The organism is Pseudomonas sp. QTF5, from assembly GCF_000512695.2.
GTDB lineage: Bacteria > Pseudomonadota > Gammaproteobacteria > Pseudomonadales > Pseudomonadaceae > Aquipseudomonas.
Genome location: NZ_AZRW02000008.1, coordinates 163,952 through 187,643 on the forward strand (window position 1 = coordinate 163,952; position 23,692 = coordinate 187,643).

The window sequence follows — 23,692 nt, forward strand, 5'->3', positions numbered from 1 at the left end:
GTATCCAGACAAAAGTGACAGATAGCAAAACGCCCCACTAGGGGGCGTTTTGAGTGGTTATCCACAGAGTAAGTTACGCCTCGGCTTTTTTGGTAGCCGCTTCGATTTTACGCGTGATGTACCACTGTTGTGCGATCGACAAAACGTTGTTCACAACCCAATACAGCACCAGACCAGCAGGGAACCACAAGAAGAAGAAGGTGAAGATGATCGGCATCATTTTCATGACCTTCGCCTGCATCGGATCCGGAGGTGTCGGGTTCAACTGCTGCTGGATGAACATGGTTGCGCCCATGATGATCGGCAGAATGAAGAACGGATCCTTGATCGACAGGTCAGTAATCCACAGCATGAACGGCGCCTGGCGCATTTCCACGCTTTCCAGCAGAACCCAGTATAGCGAAAGGAAAACCGGCATCTGCACGAGGATTGGCAAGCAGCCACCCAGCGGATTGATCTTCTCTTTCTTGTACAGCTCCATCATGGATTGCGACATTTTCTGCCGGTCGTCGCCATGTTGCTCTTTCAGCGCGGCCAGTTTCGGTGCCACTGCACGCATGCGCGCCATGGATTTGTAGCTGGCAGCCGATAGCGGGAAGAAAATCCCTTTGATCAGCATGGTCAGGAAGATGATCGACCAGCCCCAGTTACCGACCAGCGCATGGATATTTTGCAGCAACCAGAAGATTGGTTGGGCAATGAACCACAGAATGCCGTAGTCGACAGTCAGCTCCAGGCCTGGGGACAACTCTTTCAGCACAGCCTGGCTTTTCGGACCGGCGTACAGAACGGCGCTGGTTTCAGCTTTCGCACCTGGCGCGACAGTCATTGCCGGGGCGGTGTAGCCGATGATGTAGTTGCCTTTGCTGTCTTTACGGGTCTGGACGATGTTGTTTTCGCCCTTGACCGGAATCCATGCAGTCACGAAGTAGTGCTGCAACCAGGCAACCCAACCACCAGTGACGGTTTCTTTCAGCTGAGCCTTGTCCATGTCGCTCATCGACACTTTCTTGTACGGCTCGTTACTTGTCCACAGGGCGGCGCCTAGGTAAGTCGCGGTGCCGGTGGCGGTGCTGGAAGAAGGATCGGAGCTGGCATCACGCTTCAATTGCGCGAACATTGCACCGGACCAGGGCTGAGCGCTCTGGTTGTCGATCAGGTAGGAAACGGTTACGTCATACAGGCCACGTTTCAGCGTGAAACGCTTGATGTAGTTGACGCCGTCCTTGCTGAACTTCAGGTCCGCGACCAATTGGTCTTGACCGTCAGCCAGTTGATAAATCTTCTTCTCGGAGGAGTAAACCGGACGACCGGCAGGACTTGCGTCCGGACCGTTGGTGCCGATCAGGCCGCTCTGAGCCAGATAAGTCCGCTCGTTGCCGTTATCGAACAGCTGGAATGGAATTTCAGGATGGTCCTGGCGACGTGGATACAGCGGCAACGTCAACTGGGCAACATCACCACCTTGTGGATCGATGGCCAGGTTGAGCACATCCGTTTTGATCTGGATGAGGTCTTTGCTTGCTGCCACTGGCGTTTCAGCAGGTGCAGTTGCACTGGTATCGCTTGCGGCGCGTGGAATGTCGTCACTGACAGAAGCATTATTGCCAGTCGCAGTGTCCGGTAGGCCCGGTGCGGTAGTACTGGAAGCAACATTCTGAGTCGGCAGGGCAGCCTGGCCATAGTCCTGGTTCCATTTAAGAACCATAACGTAGGACACGATTGCCAGGGCGACGATCAGGATCGTGCGTTTGATATCCATGATTACTCGGCCATCGAAGAAGAACGGGAGGTAGGGATAGATGGAACCGGGTCATAACCACCGGGATTCCACGGATGACAGCGACCTAAACGACGAAAGGTCAGCCAGCCACCGCGCAGAAGGCCATGATTTTCAATGGCTTCATACGCGTAGCAGGAACAACTGGGGTAGAAACGACAGTGACTGGCCATCAAAGGACTGATGGCATAGCGATAAAACTGGATCGGAACGAGCGCCAGTTTACGCATCGGGACTGTCTACCCCTACAGTTTCGGTTTTAGCTGCTGGTACCGGCTTGCTGCGTGCCAGACGTTTCCAGAGTTTGCCGAAATGCTGAATCAATTCGGGGCTTTCTACGTCACCCAAACCTTTGCGCGCGACAATAACGATGTCCCAACCGACCAGTAAATCCTGGTTCAGGCGAAACGATTCGCGCATCAGACGTTTGAGGCGATTGCGCTCGACGGAGAGCTTTACGCTCTTTTTCCCGATAACCAGCCCGAGACGGGGGTGATCAAGATCGTTGTTGCGCGCAAGGAGCAGGAGATTTTTCCCCGGAACCTTGCCGGTAGGGGAGTCAAAGACTGCCTTGAAATGCCGGGGAGTAAGCAGACGCTTTTCCCGACTGAAGTCCTGACTCACCTCCAGTGCCGGATTATCAAACTGCCAGACGCGCACGACCTTTGGCGCGACGACGCGACAGGACGGCACGACCGTTCTTGGTAGCCATGCGAGCACGGAAACCGTGGGTACGAGCGCGTTTGATAGTGCTTGGTTGGAAAGTACGTTTCATTGTCGTGTTACCTGGTTCGTCCACAACGGGCCGGAATGGCCCCCGTTTTAAGAGACCGGGGATTCTAGAGAAAGCAAGCCTCTAGGTCAATTTCCAACCAGCGTTTCCTTATAAATAGATCTCCAGACGATTTGGTCGCCGAAGGCCGTTCGCTAGATATAGAAATAAAGAAGGGAATTATTTAAAGCTTTTCTGTAATGCTTATAAAAGCTAGGGCCACGGTCTTCTGGGGATAACTGCCTTTAGCCCTTCTAAACCGTGATGTACAGAGAATGACAACTACGGTGGAAAACGGTGGTCAGCCTGTGCTGCGCTGTCGGATAAGCTGTGTGTGGAAAGGCTAGTTATCCACAGGCAGGTTATCCACCGTGTTTCGCCCCCACTTGTCCAGTGCCCTCATGGGCGGTTATCCACAGAGCTTATGCACATACCGTTGGTCTTCTTTTTTTGGGTTAACGCATTGATAAATCATGTCCTGTGCGCAACCTGCATGTGGATAAGTGGACGACTGGTCGCTACAATGACCGCTTGTTTTTGCCTCACCGGCTTTCAACTTAGGGGATATCCGTGTCAGTGGAACTTTGGCAGCAGTGCGTAGAGCTTTTGCGCGATGAGCTGCCTGCCCAACAATTCAACACTTGGATCCGTCCACTACAGGTCGAAGCCGAAGGCGATGAGCTGCGTGTCTACGCGCCGAATCGTTTTGTTCTCGACTGGGTCAATGAAAAATACCTGGGCCGCGTCCTTGAACTGTTGGATGAGAATGGCAATGGCCTGGCGCCGGCGCTTTCCTTATTAATAGGCAGCAAACGCAGTTCGACACCGCGGGCGGCGCCCAATGCCCCGTTGGCCGCTGCGGCGTCCCAGGCTCAGGCCGCTCAAGCGCCTGTCAGCGCACCAGCGCCTGGTCCGGCAGCTGCTCCGACCAAACGTGCGACACAAAAAGTTGCTGAAGTCAGTGAAGAGCCGTCCCGCGACAGCTTCGATCCAATGGCCGGCGCCAGTTCGCAACAGGCCCCGGTCCGCTCCGAACAGCGCACGGTGCAGGTCGAAGGCGCGCTCAAGCACACCAGCTACCTGAACCGCACCTTTACCTTCGAGAACTTCGTCGAAGGCAAGTCCAACCAACTCGCCCGGGCTGCGGCCTGGCAGGTGGCGGACAACCCCAAGCACGGCTACAACCCGCTCTTCCTTTATGGCGGTGTCGGCTTGGGTAAAACCCACTTGATGCATGCTGTGGGTAACCACCTGTTAAAGAAGAATCCGAATGCCAAGGTTGTGTACCTGCATTCCGAGCGTTTTGTCGCGGACATGGTCAAGGCTTTGCAGCTGAATGCGATCAACGAGTTCAAGCGCTTCTACCGCTCGGTGGATGCCTTGCTGATCGATGACATTCAGTTCTTCGCCCGCAAGGAACGCTCCCAGGAAGAGTTTTTCCACACCTTCAACGCCCTGCTTGAAGGTGGCCAGCAGGTCATTCTTACCAGTGACCGCTATCCGAAAGAAATCGAAGGCCTTGAAGAACGCCTGAAGTCACGTTTCGGCTGGGGCCTGACGGTTGCCGTCGAGCCGCCGGAGCTGGAAACCCGCGTGGCGATCTTGATGAAAAAGGCCGACCAGGCCAAAGTCGATCTGCCACACGACGCGGCGTTCTTCATTGCCCAGCGTATTCGCTCCAACGTTCGTGAGCTGGAAGGCGCGCTCAAACGCGTGATCGCCCACTCGCACTTCATGGGCCGCGATATCACCATTGAGCTGATTCGCGAATCCCTGAAAGACTTGTTGGCGCTGCAAGACAAACTGGTCTCTGTGGATAACATTCAGCGCACCGTCGCCGAGTATTACAAGATCAAGATCTCCGACCTGCTGTCCAAGCGTCGTTCACGCTCGGTGGCACGTCCGCGTCAGGTTGCTATGGCGTTGTCCAAGGAACTGACCAACCACAGCTTGCCGGAAATCGGCGATGTGTTTGGCGGCCGCGACCACACGACTGTTTTGCACGCCTGCCGCAAGATCAACGAGCTTAAGGAATCCGACGCGGACATCCGCGAGGACTATAAGAACCTGCTGCGTACACTGACTACTTGATGAACACCAGCGCAGCTTATTAAGGCAAGGGACTAGACCATGCATTTCACCATTCAACGCGAAGCCCTGTTGAAACCCCTGCAACTGGTCGCAGGCGTCGTCGAGCGCCGACAGACCTTGCCGGTGCTTTCCAACGTGCTGCTGGTTGTCGAAGGCCAGCAACTGTCGCTGACCGGTACCGACCTGGAAGTCGAGCTGGTCGGTCGTGTGCAACTCGAAGAGCCTGCGGACCCGGGTTCCATCACTGTGCCTGCGCGCAAGCTGATGGACATCTGCAAGAGCCTGCCGAACGATGCGCTGATCGACATCAAGGTCGATGAGCAGAAGCTCGTGGTGAAGGCCGGCCGTAGCCGCTTCACCCTGTCGACCCTGCCGGCCAATGACTTCCCGACAGTGGAAGAAGGCCCGGGCTCGCTGACCTGCAGCCTCGAGCAAAGCAAACTGCGTCGTTTGATCGAACGCACCAGCTTCGCCATGGCGCAGCAGGACGTACGTTACTACCTCAATGGCATGCTGCTGGAAGTCTCGGCCGGGGTCATCCGCGCCGTAGCCACCGATGGTCACCGTCTGGCCATGTGCTCGATGCAGGCCGATATCGGTCAGCCGGATCGTCATCAGGTGATCGTGCCGCGCAAAGGTATTCTGGAGCTGGCGCGTCTGCTGACCGAACCGGACGGCAACGTCAGCATCGTGTTGGGCCAGCACCACATCCGCGCCACCACCGGCGAGTTCACTTTCACCTCGAAACTGGTCGACGGTAAATTCCCTGACTACGAGCGTGTTCTGCCTAAAGGCGGCGACAAGCTGGTACTCGGCGATCGCCAGGCGTTGCGTGAAGCGTTCAGCCGTACCGCGATTCTGTCCAACGAGAAGTACCGTGGCATCCGTCTGCAACTGGCCAATGGTCAGCTGAAGATCCAGGCGAACAACCCGGAGCAGGAGGAAGCGGAAGAAGAAGTGGGTGTTGAGTACAACGGCGGCTCTCTGGAAATCGGCTTCAACGTGAGCTATCTGCTCGACGTACTGGGTGTGATGACCACTGAGCAGGTTCGCTTGATCCTGTCCGACTCAAACAGCAGTGCGCTGGTGCAAGAGTCCGACAACGACGACTCGGCCTACGTTGTCATGCCGATGCGTCTGTAATCATGCTCAGCAGAACCTAGATGTCCTTAAGTCGCGTCTCGGTCACCGCGGTGCGCAATCTGCACCCGGTGACCTTCTCCCCCTCCCCCCGAATAAACATTCTTTACGGCGCCAACGGCAGCGGCAAAACCAGTGTTCTGGAAGCCATTCATCTGCTGGGGCTTGCCCGTTCGTTTCGTAGCAGCCGTCTGTTACCCGTCATTCAATACGAGCAATTGGCGTGCACGGTGTTTGGCCAGGTCGAATTGGCCGAGGGTGGACACAGCGCGCTGGGGATATCTCGCGACCGCCAGGGTGAGTTCCAGATCCGCATCGACGGGCAGAATGCTCGAAGCGCAGCGCAACTGGCAGAGATCCTGCCGCTGCAGCTGATCAACCCGGACAGCTTCCGCTTGCTGGAAGGTGCGCCGAAGATACGCCGACAGTTTCTCGACTGGGGTGTGTTCCACGTGGAACCCCGATTCATGTCCACGTGGCAGCGCTTGCAGAAGGCCTTGCGCCAGAGAAACTCTTGGCTGCGACATGGTACACTTGACGCCGTTTCGCAAGCGGTTTGGGACAGAGAACTGTGCCAGGCCAGCGTTGAAATAGATGAATACCGCCGCGCTTACATCAAAGCCTTGAAACCAGTCTTTGAACAGACCTTGAGCGAGTTGGTTGAGCTTGAGGGCTTAACGCTCAGCTATTACCGAGGTTGGGACAAAGACCGTGAGTTGAGTGCAGTGCTCGCCGGGTCCCTTCAGCGGGATCAGCAAATGGGTCATACCCAAGCCGGACCACAACGCGCTGATTTGCGTCTTAGATTGGGCGCACATAACGCCGCGGACATCTTGTCCCGTGGTCAGCAGAAGTTAGTGGTTTGCGCACTGCGGATCGCCCAAGGGCACCTGGTTAGCCAGGCCCGTCGCGGCCAGTGTATTTATCTGGTGGATGACCTGCCGTCTGAATTGGATGAGCACCACCGTCGCGCGCTTTGCCGCTTGCTGGAAGACTTACGCTGCCAGGTCTTTATCACCTGTGTAGATCACGAATTATTGAGGGAAGGCTGGCAGACGGAAACGCCAGTCGCTCTGTTCCACGTGGAACAGGGCCGTATCACCCAGACCCACGACCATCGGGAGTGAAGGCATTGAGCGAAGAAAATACGTACGACTCAACGAGCATTAAAGTGCTGAAAGGCCTGGATGCCGTACGCAAACGTCCCGGTATGTACATTGGTGACACTGACGATGGCAGTGGTCTGCACCACATGGTGTTCGAGGTGGTCGATAACTCGATCGACGAAGCTTTGGCCGGACATTGCGACGACATCAGCATCATCATCCACCCGGACGAATCCATCACCGTTCGCGACAACGGTCGTGGCATCCCGGTAGACGTGCACAAAGAAGAAGGTGTCTCGGCGGCCGAGGTCATCATGACCGTGCTGCACGCCGGCGGTAAGTTCGACGACAACTCCTACAAAGTATCCGGCGGTCTGCACGGTGTAGGTGTGTCGGTGGTGAACGCATTGTCCAAAGAGCTTGTTCTTACAGTGCGCCGCAGCGGCAAGATCTGGGAACAGACTTACGTCCACGGTGTTCCGCAAGAACCGATGAAAATCGTCGGCGAGAGCGAGACAACCGGTACCCAGATTCACTTCAAGCCATCAGCTGAAACCTTCAAGAACATCCACTTCAGCTGGGACATCCTGGCCAAGCGGATTCGCGAACTGTCCTTCCTCAACTCCGGTGTCGGCATCGTCCTCAAGGACGAGCGTAGCGGCAAGGAAGAGCTGTTCAAGTACGAAGGTGGTCTGCGTGCGTTCGTTGAATACCTGAACACCAACAAGACTGCGGTCAACCAGGTGTTCCACTTCAACATCCAGCGTGAAGACGGCATCGGCGTTGAAATCGCCTTGCAGTGGAACGACAGCTTCAATGAGAACCTGTTGTGCTTCACCAACAACATTCCCCAGCGCGATGGCGGTACTCACCTGGTGGGTTTCCGTTCGGCACTGACGCGTAACCTGAACACCTACATCGAAGCTGAAGGTTTGGCGAAGAAGCACAAAGTTGCCACCACCGGTGACGATGCCCGTGAAGGCCTGACGGCGATCATTTCGGTAAAAGTGCCGGATCCGAAGTTCAGCTCCCAGACCAAAGACAAGCTGGTGTCTTCCGAAGTGAAGACCGCGGTCGAACAGGAAATGGGCAAGTACTTCTCTGACTTCCTGCTGGAGAACCCGAACGAAGCCAAGCTGGTCGTCGGTAAGATGATCGACGCGGCGCGTGCGCGTGAAGCCGCGCGTAAGGCCCGTGAGATGACCCGCCGTAAAGGCGCACTGGACATCGCCGGCCTGCCGGGCAAACTGGCTGACTGCCAGGAAAAAGACCCTGCCCTCTCCGAACTGTACCTCGTGGAAGGTGACTCTGCTGGCGGCTCCGCCAAGCAGGGACGCAACCGTCGCACCCAGGCCATCCTGCCGCTCAAGGGCAAGATCCTGAACGTCGAGAAGGCACGCTTCGACAAGATGATCTCTTCGCAAGAAGTGGGCACCTTGATCACCGCGCTGGGCTGCGGCATTGGCCGCGACGAGTACAACATCGACAAGCTGCGTTATCACAACATCATCATCATGACCGATGCTGACGTCGACGGTTCGCACATCCGTACCCTGCTGCTGACCTTCTTCTTCCGTCAGTTGCCGGAGCTGATCGAGCGCGGCTACATCTACATCGCTCAGCCGCCGCTGTACAAGGTCAAGAAAGGCAAGCAAGAGCAATACATCAAAGACGACGACGCCATGGAAGAGTACATGACGCAGTCGGCCCTGGAAGATGCGAGCCTGCACCTGAATGACGAAGCCCCGGGTATCTCCGGTGAAGCCCTCGAGCGTCTGGTGAATGATTTCCGTCTGGTGATGAAGACCCTCAAGCGTCTGTCGCGCCTGTACCCACAGGAACTGACCGAGCACTTCATCTACCTGCCAGCCGTCAGCATGGAGCAATTGTCCGATCATGCAGCGATGCAGGATTGGCTGGCTCAGTACGAAGTTCGCCTGCGCACCGTCGAAAAATCCGGTCTGGTTTACAAAGCCAGCCTGCGAGAAGATCGTGAGCGTAACGTCTGGCTGCCAGAGGTCGAATTGATCTCCCACGGTCTGTCGAACTACGTCACCTTCAACCGCGACTTCTTCGGCAGCAACGATTACAAGACCGTCGTCTCCCTGGGCGCTCAGCTGAGCACCTTGCTGGACGAAGGCGCTTATATTCAGCGCGGTGAACGCAAGAAAGCCGTCACCGAGTTCAAGGAAGCCCTTGAATGGCTGATGGCCGAAAGCACCAAGCGTCATACCATCCAGCGCTACAAAGGTCTGGGCGAAATGAACCCGGATCAGCTGTGGGAAACCACCATGGATCCGGGTTCGCGCCGCATGCTCAAAGTGACCATCGAAGACGCCATTGGCGCAGACCAGATCTTCAACACCTTGATGGGTGATGCGGTCGAGCCTCGCCGTGACTTCATCGAAAGCAACGCTTTGGCGGTTTCCAACCTGGACTTCTGATCCGGTGTAGGTTCTCAGAATAAATGAGAATTTTCACAAATAAATGACTCAAGCTTGCCAGCTCAACTGACTGAAAAAGCCAACGTTTAAACGCGTTGGCTTTTTTTATATAAAAATAGTAATTTTTAGCTTGTAGTTTTGGGTAAGGGCGGACATTCAATATTCAAGAATCGCTATAAAGGAATTGTCAGGCGCCAAACCGACAACCTGAGAAACCGCTTGTCGTAGCTCAGGCTGTGTATCGAAAGTGGAATTAAGTTCTTCAGCCATGGCTTGGCTGCACCGGCCGCAATGGCGCCGGTCTTGAAGTCACCTCCGGTAGCGCTGGAAATCGCTCCCCCCGCCAACGCGTGCATGGCAGTATGAGCGACCCGCCTTCGGCCCACATGGCCATGCCTGTGGAACCTTTCAGGCTCTCTGATGAAAAGACGTCCTTGAAGGTCGCCCCCAGATCACCCTTGTTGTTGATCGTGCTGACTGCCGTTTGCGCGACTGCCGCCGAAAAGCTCGCCGTTGCGGCAGCCGATGCAGCAGCGCCTACAGTCGCAGCCGTGGCAGCTGACGCACCTGCCGCCGCTGCCGCCCCAGAAGCTGCGGTGCCAGCACTAGCGCCAACTGTAGCTGCGGTTCCAGTACCAGCCGTCAGCACGGTAACGATGATGATGATGATGATGATGATGATGATCGCCAACATCGCGCCCTGCCCCAGGCTCGAGTGGCTGTATTTAAACGACTCGTGAGTTTCCTTGATCAACCGCCAATCCACATCCCCTCGCTGCTCGGCCTCCTTGAGCCACGCCAACTTGGGATCAGCCTTGACCATGATATCGATGGTCTGGCTGACGGTTTTTTGGTTGATGTGTTTGATATCGATATTCAAGCCATCGGCAGCTTTGATGGCCAAGTTCCCTGAGCCTGCAATTGGCTTTGAATCAAGGTTTCGTCGGTGTGGCCTTTACCCTTCATCGAGTTCCAAGCCAGACTGGAATCGCTCTTTGTATGGCTTTCCTGACTCAGATCCTTAACGCCCTCGAAGGTAATCGAGCCGCCGCTCTGTAACGTCAGCTCATCACCACTATTCAGTTTGGCCGCCTGATAACGCTGGTCACTCCCACTGAGCAACATCAAATGACCACCCGTGGTGGCCTGCCCCAAGTTGGCCTGGCTGATGCCGAACAATCCCAGACCGGTGTGCAACAGCTTGCCACCTACGTTCTGGATGCTGCCGGTGTCCAGGCCCACATTTTGGCTGGCGGTTTCCAGGGTGCCGTCGTTGTTATCGAACGGGCCACCGATGTTGAACACCGTGTTACTGTTCTTGCCTAGGGGGGAGAAACACCGGGGACAGGCCACGTTTCAATCGAGAAGTCCCCTTCTCAGGAGAAACGTGGTCTGTCCCCCTGAGATCCCGCGATGGATGTGATGGATGTGATTGGGCGACGATTGCGGGCGTAGTCTGCTGAATAAATGAAAACGGGCGACCTTTGGGGACGCCCGTTTCTCATTCCAGCGAAAACTCTAATCAGCGGTACGAGTAAAGGTTTGCCCATACCTTCAATTTCTTAAATCGGATTCAGAACCCCCAGTACGTTCGCAACAGGAATACGCTCCTGTGGCTGGGTGACATCGTAGACATGCTGCTCGCAACCTGCCCCAATGATCACGAACTCCACCAGGTAAACCTTTTGCTTCTCGGGCTTGAAGGTGGAACTCATAGGGCCGCATGCATAAACAATTTTTTCGGCATAGCGGTAATAGTTCGAGTCGTAAACCCGCGATTCACCGATCACTTCAATCGCCTGCCCGGGATCAGCCTGCACCTCCAACTGAGGGAAGCGTTTAACGATGGCGCTGTTGGAAACCTCGTTCATTTTGGCGATCCAGCCGAATACCTTGCCACGACCGGAATCGACCACGGTTCCCAAAATCTCGGCACGCTGGTCCGCATCGGAACTGCGCCGCACGGAGAACTGCACCGGGTGAGTGAACCCTGTCGACTTCATGATGATCTTGGCGTGTTCCGCATCAGCGACGACCTTGGTTTGCTGCAACTGGACGCCATCCTTGAGCAGGCTTGGCGAGGAGTCCCTGACGTTTGAGTGACAGCCTGCCAGAGCCATGGCTAGAACTAAAAACGTGATTTTTTTCATGATTACTTCCCTGCAAAATTTGAATGGCCGCAGACCACCGAAATACTTTCGACGACAGCAGAATGCTAAAAACGGGACAAAGGGACAGATTTATTTATGAACCTGGCAAAAGACAAACTAGTCCCTTCTACATTTCAAAATACTCCTCCCCCCCTCCACTTCCCCACAAACGAAACCTATTATTCAGTAGCTCTCATGCTACGGACAAACAGCTGTGTCAATGCCGGTGATTGCAGCGGTGGCAAGGAAAACCACGTCTGGCAGATCGTCCCTTCGATACAGGCCACTTCCCTGATCGAGGCGGTGTAGATGCCGGCGTCGTGGGTGGTCAATATCTGACGGACGTTGTCGATGGTGCTGGCCGCCAGGCGCATATGGCCGTCGCTTTGCAGCGAGCCGGAGCTGTTGAGGATGCTGCGGGCGCAGGTGCCGAGCCCATCGCGATCGATACTCAGATTGCCCAGGCTGTAGATATCCCCACCACTGGTTAACGGCCATGAGCTTTTCCCAACGCATAGTCGAGCTACGTAAAAAGCTCGGTATGACACAACAAGCCCTCTCGGCGGCAACAGAGTTTCCAACTCAGTAAGGGGACGGCCCAACTCCGCCTCCTTTGCTGTGCGCAACGCAGTGAATGAAGGGATATGATCGTGCTCTAGACCATCTCCAACAACTTCTCTTGCTTTAAGATTTTTATAGGAATCGACCTCAAGCTCTTGAACCGCCGTTTTCGAAGGTACGGTTGCTTTTGCACCGAGGCTATCGCCCTTATGTCACAGGCCTAAAATCATCAATTGACTTGTTTTTCTCTTTCAATAAAGACGCAATGAAATCGGGATTAAAACTCATCAAAAAATCAATAGCATCATAAATTTTCCAGCCATGCACTTCGGGATGATCAATTATGGCGACAAGATGCTCTTCAACAAGAGGCACATACTCTGAGTAGTTCTTCCTCTTCACGAAATCAAAAATCTTGGCTATTTCGAACGGCTTACTACTCGCCAAAGTAATAATCTTCGATAGCGGAGAATAGATCTGGACTCTAGCCGCCTCGACTTCCCCACGATCAGCCACATTGGAAAAATACCGAGTAACAGCCAAGAGTATTTGACGATAAGTGTCGTCGTACCCATATAGTCGATGGGAATAGGTTCCTTCGATGCCTTCGGGTTTTTCCATACTCCCTTCCAAAGCGATCAAGCCTTCATAGACGCCCCAACTGGTCAGTAGTTTCGCAGCCAAGAATTGCTCCTCATTGTTACTCGCATGACGGAGCAAATCCAGCACAGCGTCAATTCTTTCCTGTGGGATATCCTCTGGATCCAAATCTCCTGCCGTCACGGCATAATCTGCATGCTCTGGAATGCTATTTAACAGTTCGTATGTTTTCGGCTCCATAAAAAATACCTATTTTTTTACTCTTTTAATATAGTCGGCCGGCACACAGCCCATAATCAAACATTCACCATCGCGCTTAGCGTTCCCCAGATCTCTCTCCGCGTTAATCAACGAATCGCTGTTATTCTCAGATGGGTTTCTTGTATACCTTGCACGGGCTGCGTCCACTTTCGATTGCAATTCCGCTGTCACCTGTTGATTCGTCAAAAATTTGGTATCTGGCAGTGCGCCGGAATCAATGTCCTGCTGCAAGCGCTTAACGTCGATCTCAATTTTATCAGTACCATAGTTTTTCGGGTTCGACGTTGCAATTGGATCAGTAACAGATATATAGGGCGAATTCTCAGAATTGCCACCACGCACGTGCGTTTGGACGCTGCCAGTCCCATTGATGTTGGGTGGAACCAAATCGCCGTTTTCATTGATATACGCTTTGGGTTTGCCGTTTCCGTTGACCGTTGCGCTGAATTCGTTATCGCTGCGCACAACGATCTGACCTGGCCCTTTTGCACCATCAAATTTTAGGCACTAGCGCAAAAAGCCCCTCCGGTATTAAGTAGCTAAAAATATAACTCTTTGCCTTATCTGAACTGCGCTTAAAAAAAACAGTATCAGACTCATCGGGGCCTTGGTCGCAGTACCAACTGTCGTACGTCTGCTCAGCTTTCTCGCCAACCAATTGATATACATCTCCTCCAAGAATCGCGACTCCGAAAGCCTCGAGCTCATAAATAGCATGTAAAGCGTCATCACGACTTAGGGCCCAGTTCCGCACCCCCAAATGATCTAGGGATATACCTCTACTCAGAATAGAATCAATTTGCTCCGACCATATAATACTCATAGATCACTCCGCCGAGGTCGGTTTGAATAGTCGATGATTGATTGATCCATCCGACTCTTTTATGAACTCGAAAACGCCTTGTTTCCCACGATACTCACCTGGAATTTTCAGCATATCTCTTACCACACCATCTCCCCCTGTGATCTTCGTCACCTGTCCGGCCCCTTGGAACGTAGTGACACTTTCCGGGAATCCATGAAGATCGCCAGTCTTGATCTGACCTAACACTTTATCTGTGTATTTCGTACCTGCAAAGAAATCATCCGCTACCGCACTTCCGCCTTTTGCACCCCCTTTAACCCCCGAAACCAGTACCGACGCCCCATTCCCATCCAGATACTTCCCCGTCCCCTTGAGCAACGCGATTTCCATCGCTGCCTTTGCGGCCTCGGTTCCATAGTCGCGGAGCGGATTTACATCACCCGGATAGGTTGCGCTGTTGAAGGACGCGAGTACCCTGCTTCCTTGCGTGTAGTCGTAAGGAGCAAACAACTGCCCGGTGGCCTGCCATCCATCAACAAACGACGCCGCGCCGCCCAAACCGGAGAACGCAGGTATAGCGCAACCGGCTCCAGTGACACAAGCTGGCGTGGAGAGTATCGCGCCGCCAAATCCTGCCGCAGCCCCTATCGCGCCGAGTACCGCGCGGCTCGCCTGGGATGACTGTCTGAGTTCCTTATCGTTAAGGAGCAAATCATCGTTGGCTTGGTCCCACTTCGAATATTCGTCATAGGCCCCGGTAGCGATCAGCGCACTTTGTGCACCTGTGAACCCCTTTCCGTCCGCTTCAAGCGCTTTAACAACTTGGTAGTTTGGATCATCCACAGGTACCGAGGCGGAGCAATGAACCAAAGCACATGCAGCCGCTTTCAGTTCATAAGCTTTTTCAGGCGTTTCCTTTTGTAGTTTCTCAAGTGCAACTGTCTCTTTCTGGTGAAGCTGGCGATTGTATTCGTCAGCCATCAATGCGACCCAAGAGGCTTTCTCGACATCACCGCCAGCAAGACCGGCTGCCGTCAAACCGACAACTTGAGAAACCGCTTGTCGTAGCTCAGGCTGTGTATCGAAAATGGAATTAAGTTCTCCAGCCATGGCTTGGCTGGCACCCGCCGCAATGGCTCCGGTCTTGAAGTCACCACCGGTAGCACTGGAAACCGCTCCCCCCGCCAACGCGTGCATGGCAGTACGAGCGACGCCGCCTTCGGCCCACATGGCCATGCCAGTGGTATCGCCCGCATTCTTCGCGGCCTGCCAATGGTCTTGCGCATAACCACCGACAAAATTGAATGTTGTGGCTGCTGCGACGGTACCCGCCTGATAGACCAGCCCATCTGTGAGGTTCCGGCCGAAGCTTCCTCCATTGATGGCGGTTTTGATGACTCCTCCCGCAACACCCTGAGCCCCGGCATGCAGCGCAAAACCACCCACTCCTTGAAGAGTATTTAAATCAAACCCCCTTGTGAGGTTATTAAACGGCACCGTATTACCGCCGAGCGCGGGATCGATAACGCCCTTGGTAAAACCAGCCGTGATCCCGGCGATCACATAGCCTTTCAGGCTTTCTGATGAAAAGACGTCCTTGAAGGTCGCCCCCAGATCACCCTTGTTGTTGATCGTGCTGACTGCCGTTTGCGCGACTGCCGCGGAAAAACTCGCCGTTGCGGCGGCCGATGCAGCAGCGCCTACAGTCGCAGCCGTGGCAGCTGACGCACCTGCCGCCGCTGCCGCCCCAGAAGCTGCGGTGCCGGCACTAACGCCAACTGTAGCTGCGGTTCCAGTACCAGCCGTCAGCACGGTAACGATGATGATGATCGCCAACATCGCGCCCTGCCCCAGGCTCGAGTGGCTGTATTTAAACGACTCGTGAGTTTCCTTGATCAACCGCCAATCCACATCCCCTCGCTGCTCGGCCTCTTTGAGCCACGCCAACTTGGGATCAGCCTTGACCATGATATCGATGGTCTGGCTGACGGTTTTTTGGTTGATGTGTTTGATATCGATATTCAAGCCATCGGCAGCTTTGATGGCCAAGTTCCCCTGAGCCTGCAATTGGCTTTGAATCAAGGTTTCGTCGGTGTGGCCTTTACCCTTCATCGAGTTCCAAGCCAGACTGGAATCGCTCTTTGTATGGCTTTCCTGACTCAGATCCTTAACGCCCTCGAAGGTAATCGAGCCGCCGCTCTGTAACGTCAGCTCATCACCACTATTCAGCTTGGCCGCCTGATAACGCTGGTCACTCCCGCTGAGCAGTACTAAATCACCACCCGTGGTGATCTGGCTGCCCACATGCGTAACCTTGGTCACTTCATCCCGCTGTGTCTTCTTACTCCCCCAACCACCTTTCTTCTTCATGTCGTACAGCGAATAGTCGCTGTCTTGCGCAGCCAGCAGCTCAAGCTTGCCACCCGCCACGAAATAGGCCTCATTTGCAGCGTTGATCTTGCTGGAGATCAGCGCCAGATCCTGCCCCGCGCTCAGGGCAACGTTGCGCCCCGCCTTGACCGTCGAAGCCACCTGACTGACATGATCCTCTTGGCTGGTGACCTTCTTGCTCTTGCCGTAGGAATGCTGCTCATCCGCAGCCGAGGCTAGGGTCAAGTTTTCTTTGGCGGCCATGGCGACGTCGCGCTTGGCATCGATCTGGCTGGCGACGACGGAGAGGTTGCGGCCAGCGTTGGCGGTCAGGTCGCGGCCGCTGTCGAGGCTGGAGCCGTATTGCTTGATATCTTGGTCACGATGCCGGCCGCGAGTGCCACTGGTGATGCGTTCGGCGGCGACGAGATTGACATCGCGCGAGGCATTGAGGGTGGTGTCAGCGCCGCTTTTCAGCGCACCGCCGACATTGTTGATGTCACGCCCGGCGCTGATGGTCAGGTTATTGCCAGCTTCGATGCGGGCCGCGCTGTCGATGAAGTCGGTGCGTTCGGTCCGGTAGCCGCTGCTGCTTTCGTGGGTGGTAACGGTACGTTCGTTGGTCACGTCGCCGGTAAGGGCAACAACACTGACATCCCGCCCAGCAATAATGCCGCCGGCCCTGTTAGTGAGGTTATTGCTCGCCAGCGCCTCAAGCCGATTACCCGCTTCCAGCAAGCCGCTGTTGACCAGGCTGTCGCCAGCCGTGGCCCTCAGGTTGCTGGAGGCGCGCAGGGTGCCGGCGTTGCTCAGATTTTTGCCGGCGATCAGGCTGACATCGGCGCCCTGGATCAGCGCGCCATTGGCCGCCAGCCGGTGATTGGCGTTGGCCAGGTACAGCACCGGCACCAACACCTGTTGGTTGTTCACGGTCCGGGTTTCCATCCAGACGATGTCGTGGGTCAGGGCCGCAACCTGTTCGGCGGTCAGACTGACGCCCAGGGACAGGTGGAGGGCGTCTTTGCTGGCGATGGCGTTGTTCATCAGGTACTTGAACATGCCGTCGTCGGAGGTCTGGCCGTCGAGGAAGCGTTGGCCGGTGCGGGCGATCACGGCCTGTTGGATCAGCCGCTGTTCGTAGAAGCCGTCCCCCAGGCGCTTGGCGGCGAGGTCCGGATCGTAGCCCAGGTTTGTCAGCAGGTAATCCGAGCTCATGAACCGGCGCATGTCGGTCAGCGCCGGATTGGTCTCGATCAAGTACTTGTGCGGACTGGACCTGATCGAACTGTCAGGCAGCCCGCGCACCTGCAGCAGGCCGGCGCCCTGGGTCGGCGTGGTCGAGCCGTCGCCGCTCATGCGGAACAGGCCGTTTTGCCCGGTGGGCAAGTCAAAACCTGGCAAGGCCAGCGGATCGACCTGCTGCTGGGTCAGGTTCGGGGCTAGCTGCCGATTGACGCTGATGCGGGTCGAGAAGGCATTGTCGGACTGGGTGTCGGTACGCGGCCCGGCTCCGACGTAGTTGTAGCCGCCACGCACGACGCGGTTGTCGGCGTTACCCTGGGTGCGGATATCGACCGCGCCGCCAGCCTGGATAATGGCCGCGTAGGTCTGGCTATCGGTGGAGGCCGTTTGAGTGCGAAGCGAAGGGATTTCGCGCTCGGTCATGCCGATGAAGCGGCTCATCGCCGCTTCGAGGCCTCCCAGGTCGTTGGCGTTGTAACCTGGGCTCTGCAACCAGTATTTGTTGGTGAAGGTATTGGCGGCGTCGCGCCAGCTACCCGGGTTGCGCGTGCGCTCGGACCTGAAAGTGCGCGAGGTTTCAATCTCGCCGGGCTCCAGGCCTATGTTATTCAGGCTGGCCAGATTGGCGGTCAATGCGCCGCCGACACCGATGCTGCTGCTCCGGTTGGTCAGGGTGTGGCCCTGGATATCCAGGTTACCGCCAGTGGTGATGCTGGAGGCCGCACTGGCCGCGGTGACTTCGAACTTGTCGCGCTGGATGATCTGCCAGACGTGGTTTTCCTTGCCACCGCTGCAATCGCCGGCATTGACCCCTTCGATGCAGGCCACTTCCCTGATCGACGCGGTGTAGATGCCGGCGTCGTGGGTGGTCAGCACGGTGCGCACGTTCTGGATCGTGCTGGCCGCCAGGCTCATGTTGCCGTCGCTTTGTAGCGAAGCTGAGCTGTTGACGATGCTGGAGGCGAAGCCGCCCAGGCCATCGCGGTCGATACGCAGGTTGCCCAGGCTGTAGATGTCGGCATCGAGGTTGGTCAGGCTGTCGACCTGCAAGCCCATATCCCCACCGCTGAAGATCAGGCCTTTCTCGTTGCGCAGTGCACTGGTGCGAATGACCAGGTTATCGGCACTGCCCAGGGTGCCGCGGTTATCGATGCCCGCTGCGGTAACGCTCATACCCGCCGCCGACGTCAGGCGACCGTAGTTGTTGAGCACACCATCGACGTGCAGCGTGGTGGCGGCGCCACCGGCGATGCTGGCGTCTTTTTCCAGATCGATCAGTGCAGCCTTGAGACCCAACGTGCCAATGCTGCTCAGACGGCCGTTACCCGCGTATTGGCCGCTGAGCTGAACATCAATCAGACCATCACTGCCGATCAGGCCGTCATTGCGCCAGTTGATCCCCTCGCCTTTGAAACTGTTGACGCTGAGCAATTGGCCCGTGGCGGTCTGGGTCAGGTGGTTGACGTTGACGGTCAGGTGTCCGGCCTGGATCGACGTGCTGTTGGTCCAGGTGTCGGCGTTGAGGGTGAGGGAGCCGGAGGTCACCAGGCGACCACCGGCGTCGCCCAGTTGCGTGAGGTTCAGGCCGAATACGCCAGCACCGCTGTGCAGCAGCTTGCCGCTCTGGTTTTTCAGGCTGCCGAGGGTAAAACCGACATCGCTGCTGACGGTTTCCAGAGTGCCGTTGCGGTTGTCGAACAGACCACCGATGGTGAAGACGGTGGTGCTGTTCTTACCCAGGGTGCGCAGTTGCCCATTCTGATTGACGAGGCTGGCAGCGAGAATTTCCAGGCTATCGTCGCCTTCGATAATGCCCAGGGTGTTGTTCAACGCATCCTTGAGGTCGAGACTGATCTGCCCGGCGCTGATCTGGCCGCTGCTATTGTCCAGGTTCTGTGCGTCGACCTTGACCTTGCCGCTGGCATACAGGCCGCCGTTGCTGTTGTCGATGCTGGCTTTGCCACTGAGAACAGCATCCCCCGCTTGCGCCGCGATGCGCCCGCCGTCGTTGAACAGCCCAGCCAAGGCTTCGATTTTCAGTCCGTGGGCCTGGATCGTGCCGCCCTGGCGATTGAGGGCGTAGCCATTTTTCAGCACGCCGGTGACGCGCGCCTCCAGCGCGGCCTGGACGCTGGACAGCACGCCGCCACGGTTGTCCAGATTGCTCGCGAAGACACTCAGGTTGGCGTCCTGGGCGATGAGGCTGCCGCCCTGGTTATCGATGTCGCCCGCTACATCCACGGTCACCAGGGCCTTGCCTTGCAGCGTGCCTTTGGCGTTGTCCAGACTGGCGGCATGGAGCTCGACCCCGGCATCGCGGCTGGCGATCAGGCCTTTGTCGGCGTTGTTTACCTTGTCTGTCGCCTTGACCAGTAGCGTGCCATTCGCGGCGACCGTGCCTTTATTGCGGTTGTCCAGGCTGCCGGTGCGCACGGTCACGATGCCTTGGCTGGACAGCTCACCGCCCTGGTTGTCGATCGCGCCGGTGTTGGTGATGTCGAGGTTTTTGCCGGCCATGACCAGGCCGGTCAGGTTGTCCAGGCTGCCGAGGATCAGGGTCGCGCTGTCCAGGCTGGAGAATTCGCCTGCATTGTTTTCCAGATGGCCCAGGTTGGCGGTCAGGATGCCTTGGCTATTGATCAGGCCGCCCTGGGCGTTCAGCACCTGATTGGCCTTCAGGTGGAGTTCGGTGTTGCCGAGGATTCGGCCTTTGGCGCGGTTATCCACAACGTCGGCCGTGACGGTGGTTTTGCGCTGCCCACTGAGCGTACCGCCCTGGTTGTTCAGCGCGGTGCTGGTCGTGACCGTCAGGTCGCGGCTGGCAACGATCGTTTTGCCGCTATTGTTCAACTGCTTTGCGGTGAGGGTTATGTCGGCCGTGGCATTGCGGCTGTTATCGGCGTTGACCCCGGCTTCGATGATGCCGTTGTTGCTGAGGGTGCCGCCGCTGTCCAGGTGAATGCTGTCACGCGCCACCAGGTTGTTCTGGCTGGTCAGGTCGCCCTGGGTCTTCACCTCCAGTCGACTGCCGGCGTACACCTGGCCGCGGGTTTCCAGGCTTTTGGCCTGGATGTCGACGGCACCGGCGGCGGCCGTCTCGGTCAGGCTCAAGTGGCCGTTGGCATCGAGCTGGATATCGCCGCCACTGGCGATCATCTTGCCATCGAGCTTGACCCCGACCCCGGCCTCGGTGCCCACCAGCTTGATCGCGCCTGCGTACATGCCTCCCAAAGCCGAGGAGTCGATGGCCAGTTCTGGTTTCGCACTGCCGTCATCGGCACGGGGGGTGGCGTTGAGGGTACCGGCATCGACATCGTTGCGCCCGGCGACGATGGTCAGATTCTTCGCCTGGATCTCGGCGTTGATCTTGGCGCTGCGGGTGATGATTTCGAAGCGGTCGACGTTGCTGGCGTTAAGGCCTGCGCCTTCAATGGCGACACTGCCCTGGTCCACTTGGTAGCGGTTCAGCTGGCCGTTATCGATGATCGGCTTACCCGTCGTCAGGGTCGCCTTTGGGGTATTGATAAACCCGCAGCCATTACACGTGATGCCATAAGGGTTGGCGACGATGACGTGGGCCGATCGCCCCGCCACTTCGGTATAGCCGCGCAACTGGCTCGGGTTGCCGCCGTTGACTTCGTTGAGGATGGTCGTGGCGGCCGTGCCGTTGAGGTTCGGGTTGCCGAGGATGATCCCGCCCAGTTGCGTGGCCTGGGCGGCGTTGGTGGCGTTGTTGAGGATCACGCCGTTGCTGCCGACGTTGTAGTCCTTGAACTGGTTGTGAGACAGGCCACTGCCGTTGGGCTTGGCGATGTTGACGATGGGCACGCCGTTGCCGGCCTGGCCGAGGCTGGTGCCCGGCGCGCTGACTACGATGCTGTCCGCCTGGACCCACATCGGCTGCCAGAACATGACGTTGGCCAACAGGAACGCCAGACCGCGCTTGGGCATGCCCCAGAAAGCGTCGCTTTTTTTCAGAACAACAGAAGGTTGGCGGGCCGGAAAAGCGTATTGGCGGTCGTCCATGATCAAGTCTCGTTGCAGCAGCATTTAGAGGGACGGAATTTAAAAAAAGACATCCACACGGAAATAGATCGGCGCTTCGCGCTCGGTCAGGGCATCCGGGCGTTCCAGGGAGTGGGCGAAGGTGACGCTGGCGTTCAAGTGCTCACCACGGGCGAACAACTCCAGCGAGTTGCTCGACATGCGCCCGTGCTGATCGCCGTTGTAGCGATTGCCACGAATCACGCCCTGGTCATAACCGAGGCTGGTGCCGTACTCGGCGAACACCGGGCGCAGCCATGCCAGCGTCACCGGGCGGCTCCAGCGCAGGTCGTTGCGCCAATAAGCACCGCTGTCGCCGGACAGGGTCTGATCCTTGTAGCCGCGAACCGACGACAGTCCGCCCAGGCTCATGCGCTGCGAGCTGAACAGCGCATCTTCGCTGCGCTGGCCGGTCATCAGGCTGCTGAAGCTGAAGGACTCGCCCCAGACCTGAAACGGATGCAGGTAGCTGAGGGTGGCGGTGTATTTGCGATAGCGCGCATCCGGCAGCCCCGGCCCCGGCTCATGATCGCCCTGGGCATCGAGGGCGCCGATACCTTGTTGCACGCCCAGGTCGAGGTTGACGAAGGCATTGCCGACCCGCCGCCCATGGTTGATACCGAACTGTACCTCGCTGATGCGATTGCTGCTTTCAGCGAGTTTGCTGTCGTTGATGAAGTTGTTGGTGCGCAGGTAAGACAGACCGGTATTGAGGGAAGTCTTGCTCAGGGCATCGCGATGGATCACCCGCTCCAGGCGCAACTGGTGGTTCTGGCTGTCGCCGCTTTGCTTGAAATTGAAACCGTGGGCCTGGGCCAGTGCGCGGTACTCGCTCTGGCTGTAGGTGTAGCTCAGGTTCCACCAGCCAAACGGCAGGTTGTAATAGAGCATGGCATTGCGCGATGTTTTCTGATGATCGCTGATGGCATCGTGACCACCGCGCAAGGCCAGTTGATCGGCCAGGCCCAAGGGGCTGTCCCAGTCCAGGGAGGTGCCCCATTGCTGCTCACCGGTGCTCTTCTGCCCATCGTTATGCCGCGACAGGCCGACACGCCAGGGTTTCTGTGGGGTGTTATTGACTAGCACCTGGCTGCCACCGATGTTCTGTCCCGGGGTCAGCTCCATCTGCGCACGGTTGGAAGCTAACCGGTTCAGTTGATCGACCATCTGCTCGATCTCCCGCAGATTGAGCAACCCGCCCGGCTTACCGGGAAAGCTCATCGCCATTTCCTGCTCGGAGAGGCCGCTGCCTTCGGTGCTTTTCAGGCCTTCCAGGCGGCCCTCGACGACCAGCACTTGCAGGTGACCGCTGGACAGGTCCTGTTGTGGCAAATAGGCGCGACTGGTGACCAGGCCTTTGTCGAGATAATGGTCGGTGATGACTTTGAGCAGCTCGTTCAGCTGTGGCACGCCCAGGCATTGGCCGATGTAGGGCTTGAGTAGACGTTCGCGTTCATTGGCGGAAAGACTGTCGGCGCCCTTGAGTTCGATGGTCTTGATCGGGAAGCAACGGGTATCGGCAGGGGCCGTCGGCTGGGTCGGCTTCGCCTCCTTGCCGGGCAAGTCCTTGAGTTCTTCCAGATGCCGACGCTGCTCTTCGAGCAAGCGATCCTGACGCTCACGGATCAGGTCCGTGTCACCGGGGGTTGGCGCAGCGTAAGCGAGCGTTAGCGGAGAAAGGCACAGCAAAGCCAGGCACGACCTCGCCCACAGGGCGGGTGAGAACATATTCGATCCCTCGATACGGAAATGACAGCAAGCTCGTGAGCGGACGAAAAGCCAAAAACCGGCTTGCCCCTATAAAACACTCACGTTGCTGATGCGCAAAACCACGCGCACACCAGACCCCGCATATCGCTTTCGGTTCAAGAGAACGGAAACTTTCCACTCAAAAAAGAGACGCGTCTCACAGGACGCGTCGGAAAGCATGACAAAAACAACTTTTAAGACTGCGCAAGGCAAATGGGTGCCCCCGGTGGCTGAGCTACTGCTCCAGAGTCAAAAGCACGGCAGCTTCCAAAGCGATTTAGAGAAAGGCGGCGGTGTGGTCCCCTACTGCAATCGAAGGCACGACAGCGATCGCCATATTCTTTTGTCGTAGGAAAAAGAATTTTTAGGCATGGGGTTGACCACGTACTTTAATCCTGTATTATTCGCCTCCCGCTAACGAGCAGTTTGAAGCTGATCTTGGCCTAAGTAGTTGATTTTATTAATAAAATCATAAGCTTTTAAGGGGGCTACTTGAGGGTGCGCTGTAAGTGCCCGCCTCGGTTGAGACGAAAGATCTTAACCAACCGCTCTTTAACAACTGAATCAAGCAATTCGT

General features: G+C 56.7%; 14 protein-coding genes and 2 pseudogenes. 4 read left to right on the forward strand and 12 right to left on the reverse strand.

Going from position 1 to position 23,692, the window contains the following annotated elements; genetic code table 11:
• Positions 1-73 precede the first annotated feature (73 nt).
• From yidC to rpmH, 4 genes are read right to left on the reverse strand one after another with little or no spacing between them, the layout of a single operon-like run.
• Complete coding sequence (yidC, locus tag IC37_RS09290; RefSeq protein WP_030132560.1) at positions 74-1,762, reverse strand: membrane protein insertase YidC; 1,689 nt, start codon at positions 1,760-1,762, stop codon at positions 74-76.
• A 2-nt stretch (positions 1,763-1,764) separates the two neighbouring features.
• On the reverse strand, positions 1,765-2,010 hold the full coding sequence (gene yidD / locus IC37_RS09295) for a membrane protein insertion efficiency factor YidD (RefSeq protein WP_052966011.1): 246 nt from the start codon (positions 2,008-2,010) through the stop codon (positions 1,765-1,767).
• On the reverse strand, positions 2,003-2,404 hold the full coding sequence (gene rnpA, locus IC37_RS09300; protein ID WP_030132561.1) for a ribonuclease P protein component: 402 nt from the start codon (positions 2,402-2,404) through the stop codon (positions 2,003-2,005). The genes yidD and rnpA overlap by 8 nt, the downstream gene beginning before the upstream one ends.
• 16 nt (positions 2,405-2,420) lie before the next feature.
• Complete coding sequence (rpmH, locus tag IC37_RS09305) at positions 2,421-2,555, reverse strand: 50S ribosomal protein L34 (protein WP_003213577.1); 135 nt, start codon at positions 2,553-2,555, stop codon at positions 2,421-2,423.
• A gap of 567 nt (positions 2,556-3,122) precedes the next feature.
• On the opposite strand from rpmH, the gene dnaA reads away from it, so the two are divergent.
• From dnaA to gyrB, 4 genes are read left to right on the forward strand one after another with little or no spacing between them, the layout of a single operon-like run.
• Positions 3,123-4,643: a chromosomal replication initiator protein DnaA gene (gene dnaA / locus IC37_RS09310; RefSeq protein ID WP_030132562.1), complete on the forward strand. Its 1,521-nt coding sequence runs from the start codon at positions 3,123-3,125 to the stop codon at positions 4,641-4,643.
• Between the two features lie 39 nt (positions 4,644-4,682).
• Positions 4,683-5,786 carry a DNA polymerase III subunit beta gene (dnaN, locus tag IC37_RS09315; RefSeq protein WP_030132563.1) on the forward strand — a complete coding sequence of 368 codons (1,104 nt, stop codon included), beginning with the start codon at positions 4,683-4,685 and terminating at the stop codon, positions 5,784-5,786.
• A gap of 20 nt (positions 5,787-5,806) precedes the next feature.
• Positions 5,807-6,910 (forward strand): DNA replication/repair protein RecF, encoded by a 1,104-nt coding sequence (recF, locus tag IC37_RS09320; RefSeq protein ID WP_030132564.1) that lies wholly within the window; start codon positions 5,807-5,809, stop codon positions 6,908-6,910.
• Positions 6,911-6,915: 5 nt separating this feature from the next.
• Positions 6,916-9,333 carry a DNA topoisomerase (ATP-hydrolyzing) subunit B gene (gyrB, locus tag IC37_RS09325; protein WP_030132565.1) on the forward strand — a complete coding sequence of 806 codons (2,418 nt, stop codon included), beginning with the start codon at positions 6,916-6,918 and terminating at the stop codon, positions 9,331-9,333.
• 406 nt (positions 9,334-9,739) lie between these two features.
• Here gyrB and IC37_RS09330 read toward each other — a convergent pair.
• The 8 genes and pseudogenes from IC37_RS09330 to IC37_RS09370 form a co-directional block, all read right to left on the reverse strand.
• Positions 9,740-10,491 (reverse strand): annotated as a pseudogene (locus tag IC37_RS09330) (DUF637 domain-containing protein); the annotation flags it as partial.
• Positions 10,492-10,895: 404 nt separating this feature from the next.
• Complete coding sequence (locus IC37_RS09335) at positions 10,896-11,483, reverse strand: hypothetical protein (RefSeq protein WP_030132568.1); 588 nt, start codon at positions 11,481-11,483, stop codon at positions 10,896-10,898.
• 269 nt (positions 11,484-11,752) lie between these two features.
• Positions 11,753-11,959: pseudogene (locus IC37_RS30920) on the reverse strand (hypothetical protein); the annotation flags it as partial.
• Between the two features lie 292 nt (positions 11,960-12,251).
• Positions 12,252-12,884, reverse strand: coding sequence for a hypothetical protein (locus IC37_RS09345; protein WP_030132570.1), 633 nt, complete (start codon positions 12,882-12,884; stop codon positions 12,252-12,254).
• A 9-nt stretch (positions 12,885-12,893) separates the two neighbouring features.
• Positions 12,894-13,370, reverse strand: coding sequence for a hypothetical protein (locus tag IC37_RS30440; RefSeq protein WP_256580699.1), 477 nt, complete (start codon positions 13,368-13,370; stop codon positions 12,894-12,896).
• Between the two features lie 28 nt (positions 13,371-13,398).
• Positions 13,399-13,728: an Imm40 family immunity protein gene (gene imm40, locus IC37_RS09360; protein ID WP_030132571.1), complete on the reverse strand. Its 330-nt coding sequence runs from the start codon at positions 13,726-13,728 to the stop codon at positions 13,399-13,401.
• A 3-nt stretch (positions 13,729-13,731) separates the two neighbouring features.
• On the reverse strand, positions 13,732-21,348 hold the full coding sequence (locus IC37_RS09365) for a DUF637 domain-containing protein (RefSeq protein WP_256580700.1): 7,617 nt from the start codon (positions 21,346-21,348) through the stop codon (positions 13,732-13,734).
• A gap of 39 nt (positions 21,349-21,387) precedes the next feature.
• Positions 21,388-23,094: a ShlB/FhaC/HecB family hemolysin secretion/activation protein gene (locus tag IC37_RS09370; protein WP_030132573.1), complete on the reverse strand. Its 1,707-nt coding sequence runs from the start codon at positions 23,092-23,094 to the stop codon at positions 21,388-21,390.
• Positions 23,095-23,692: the final 598 nt, after the last annotated feature.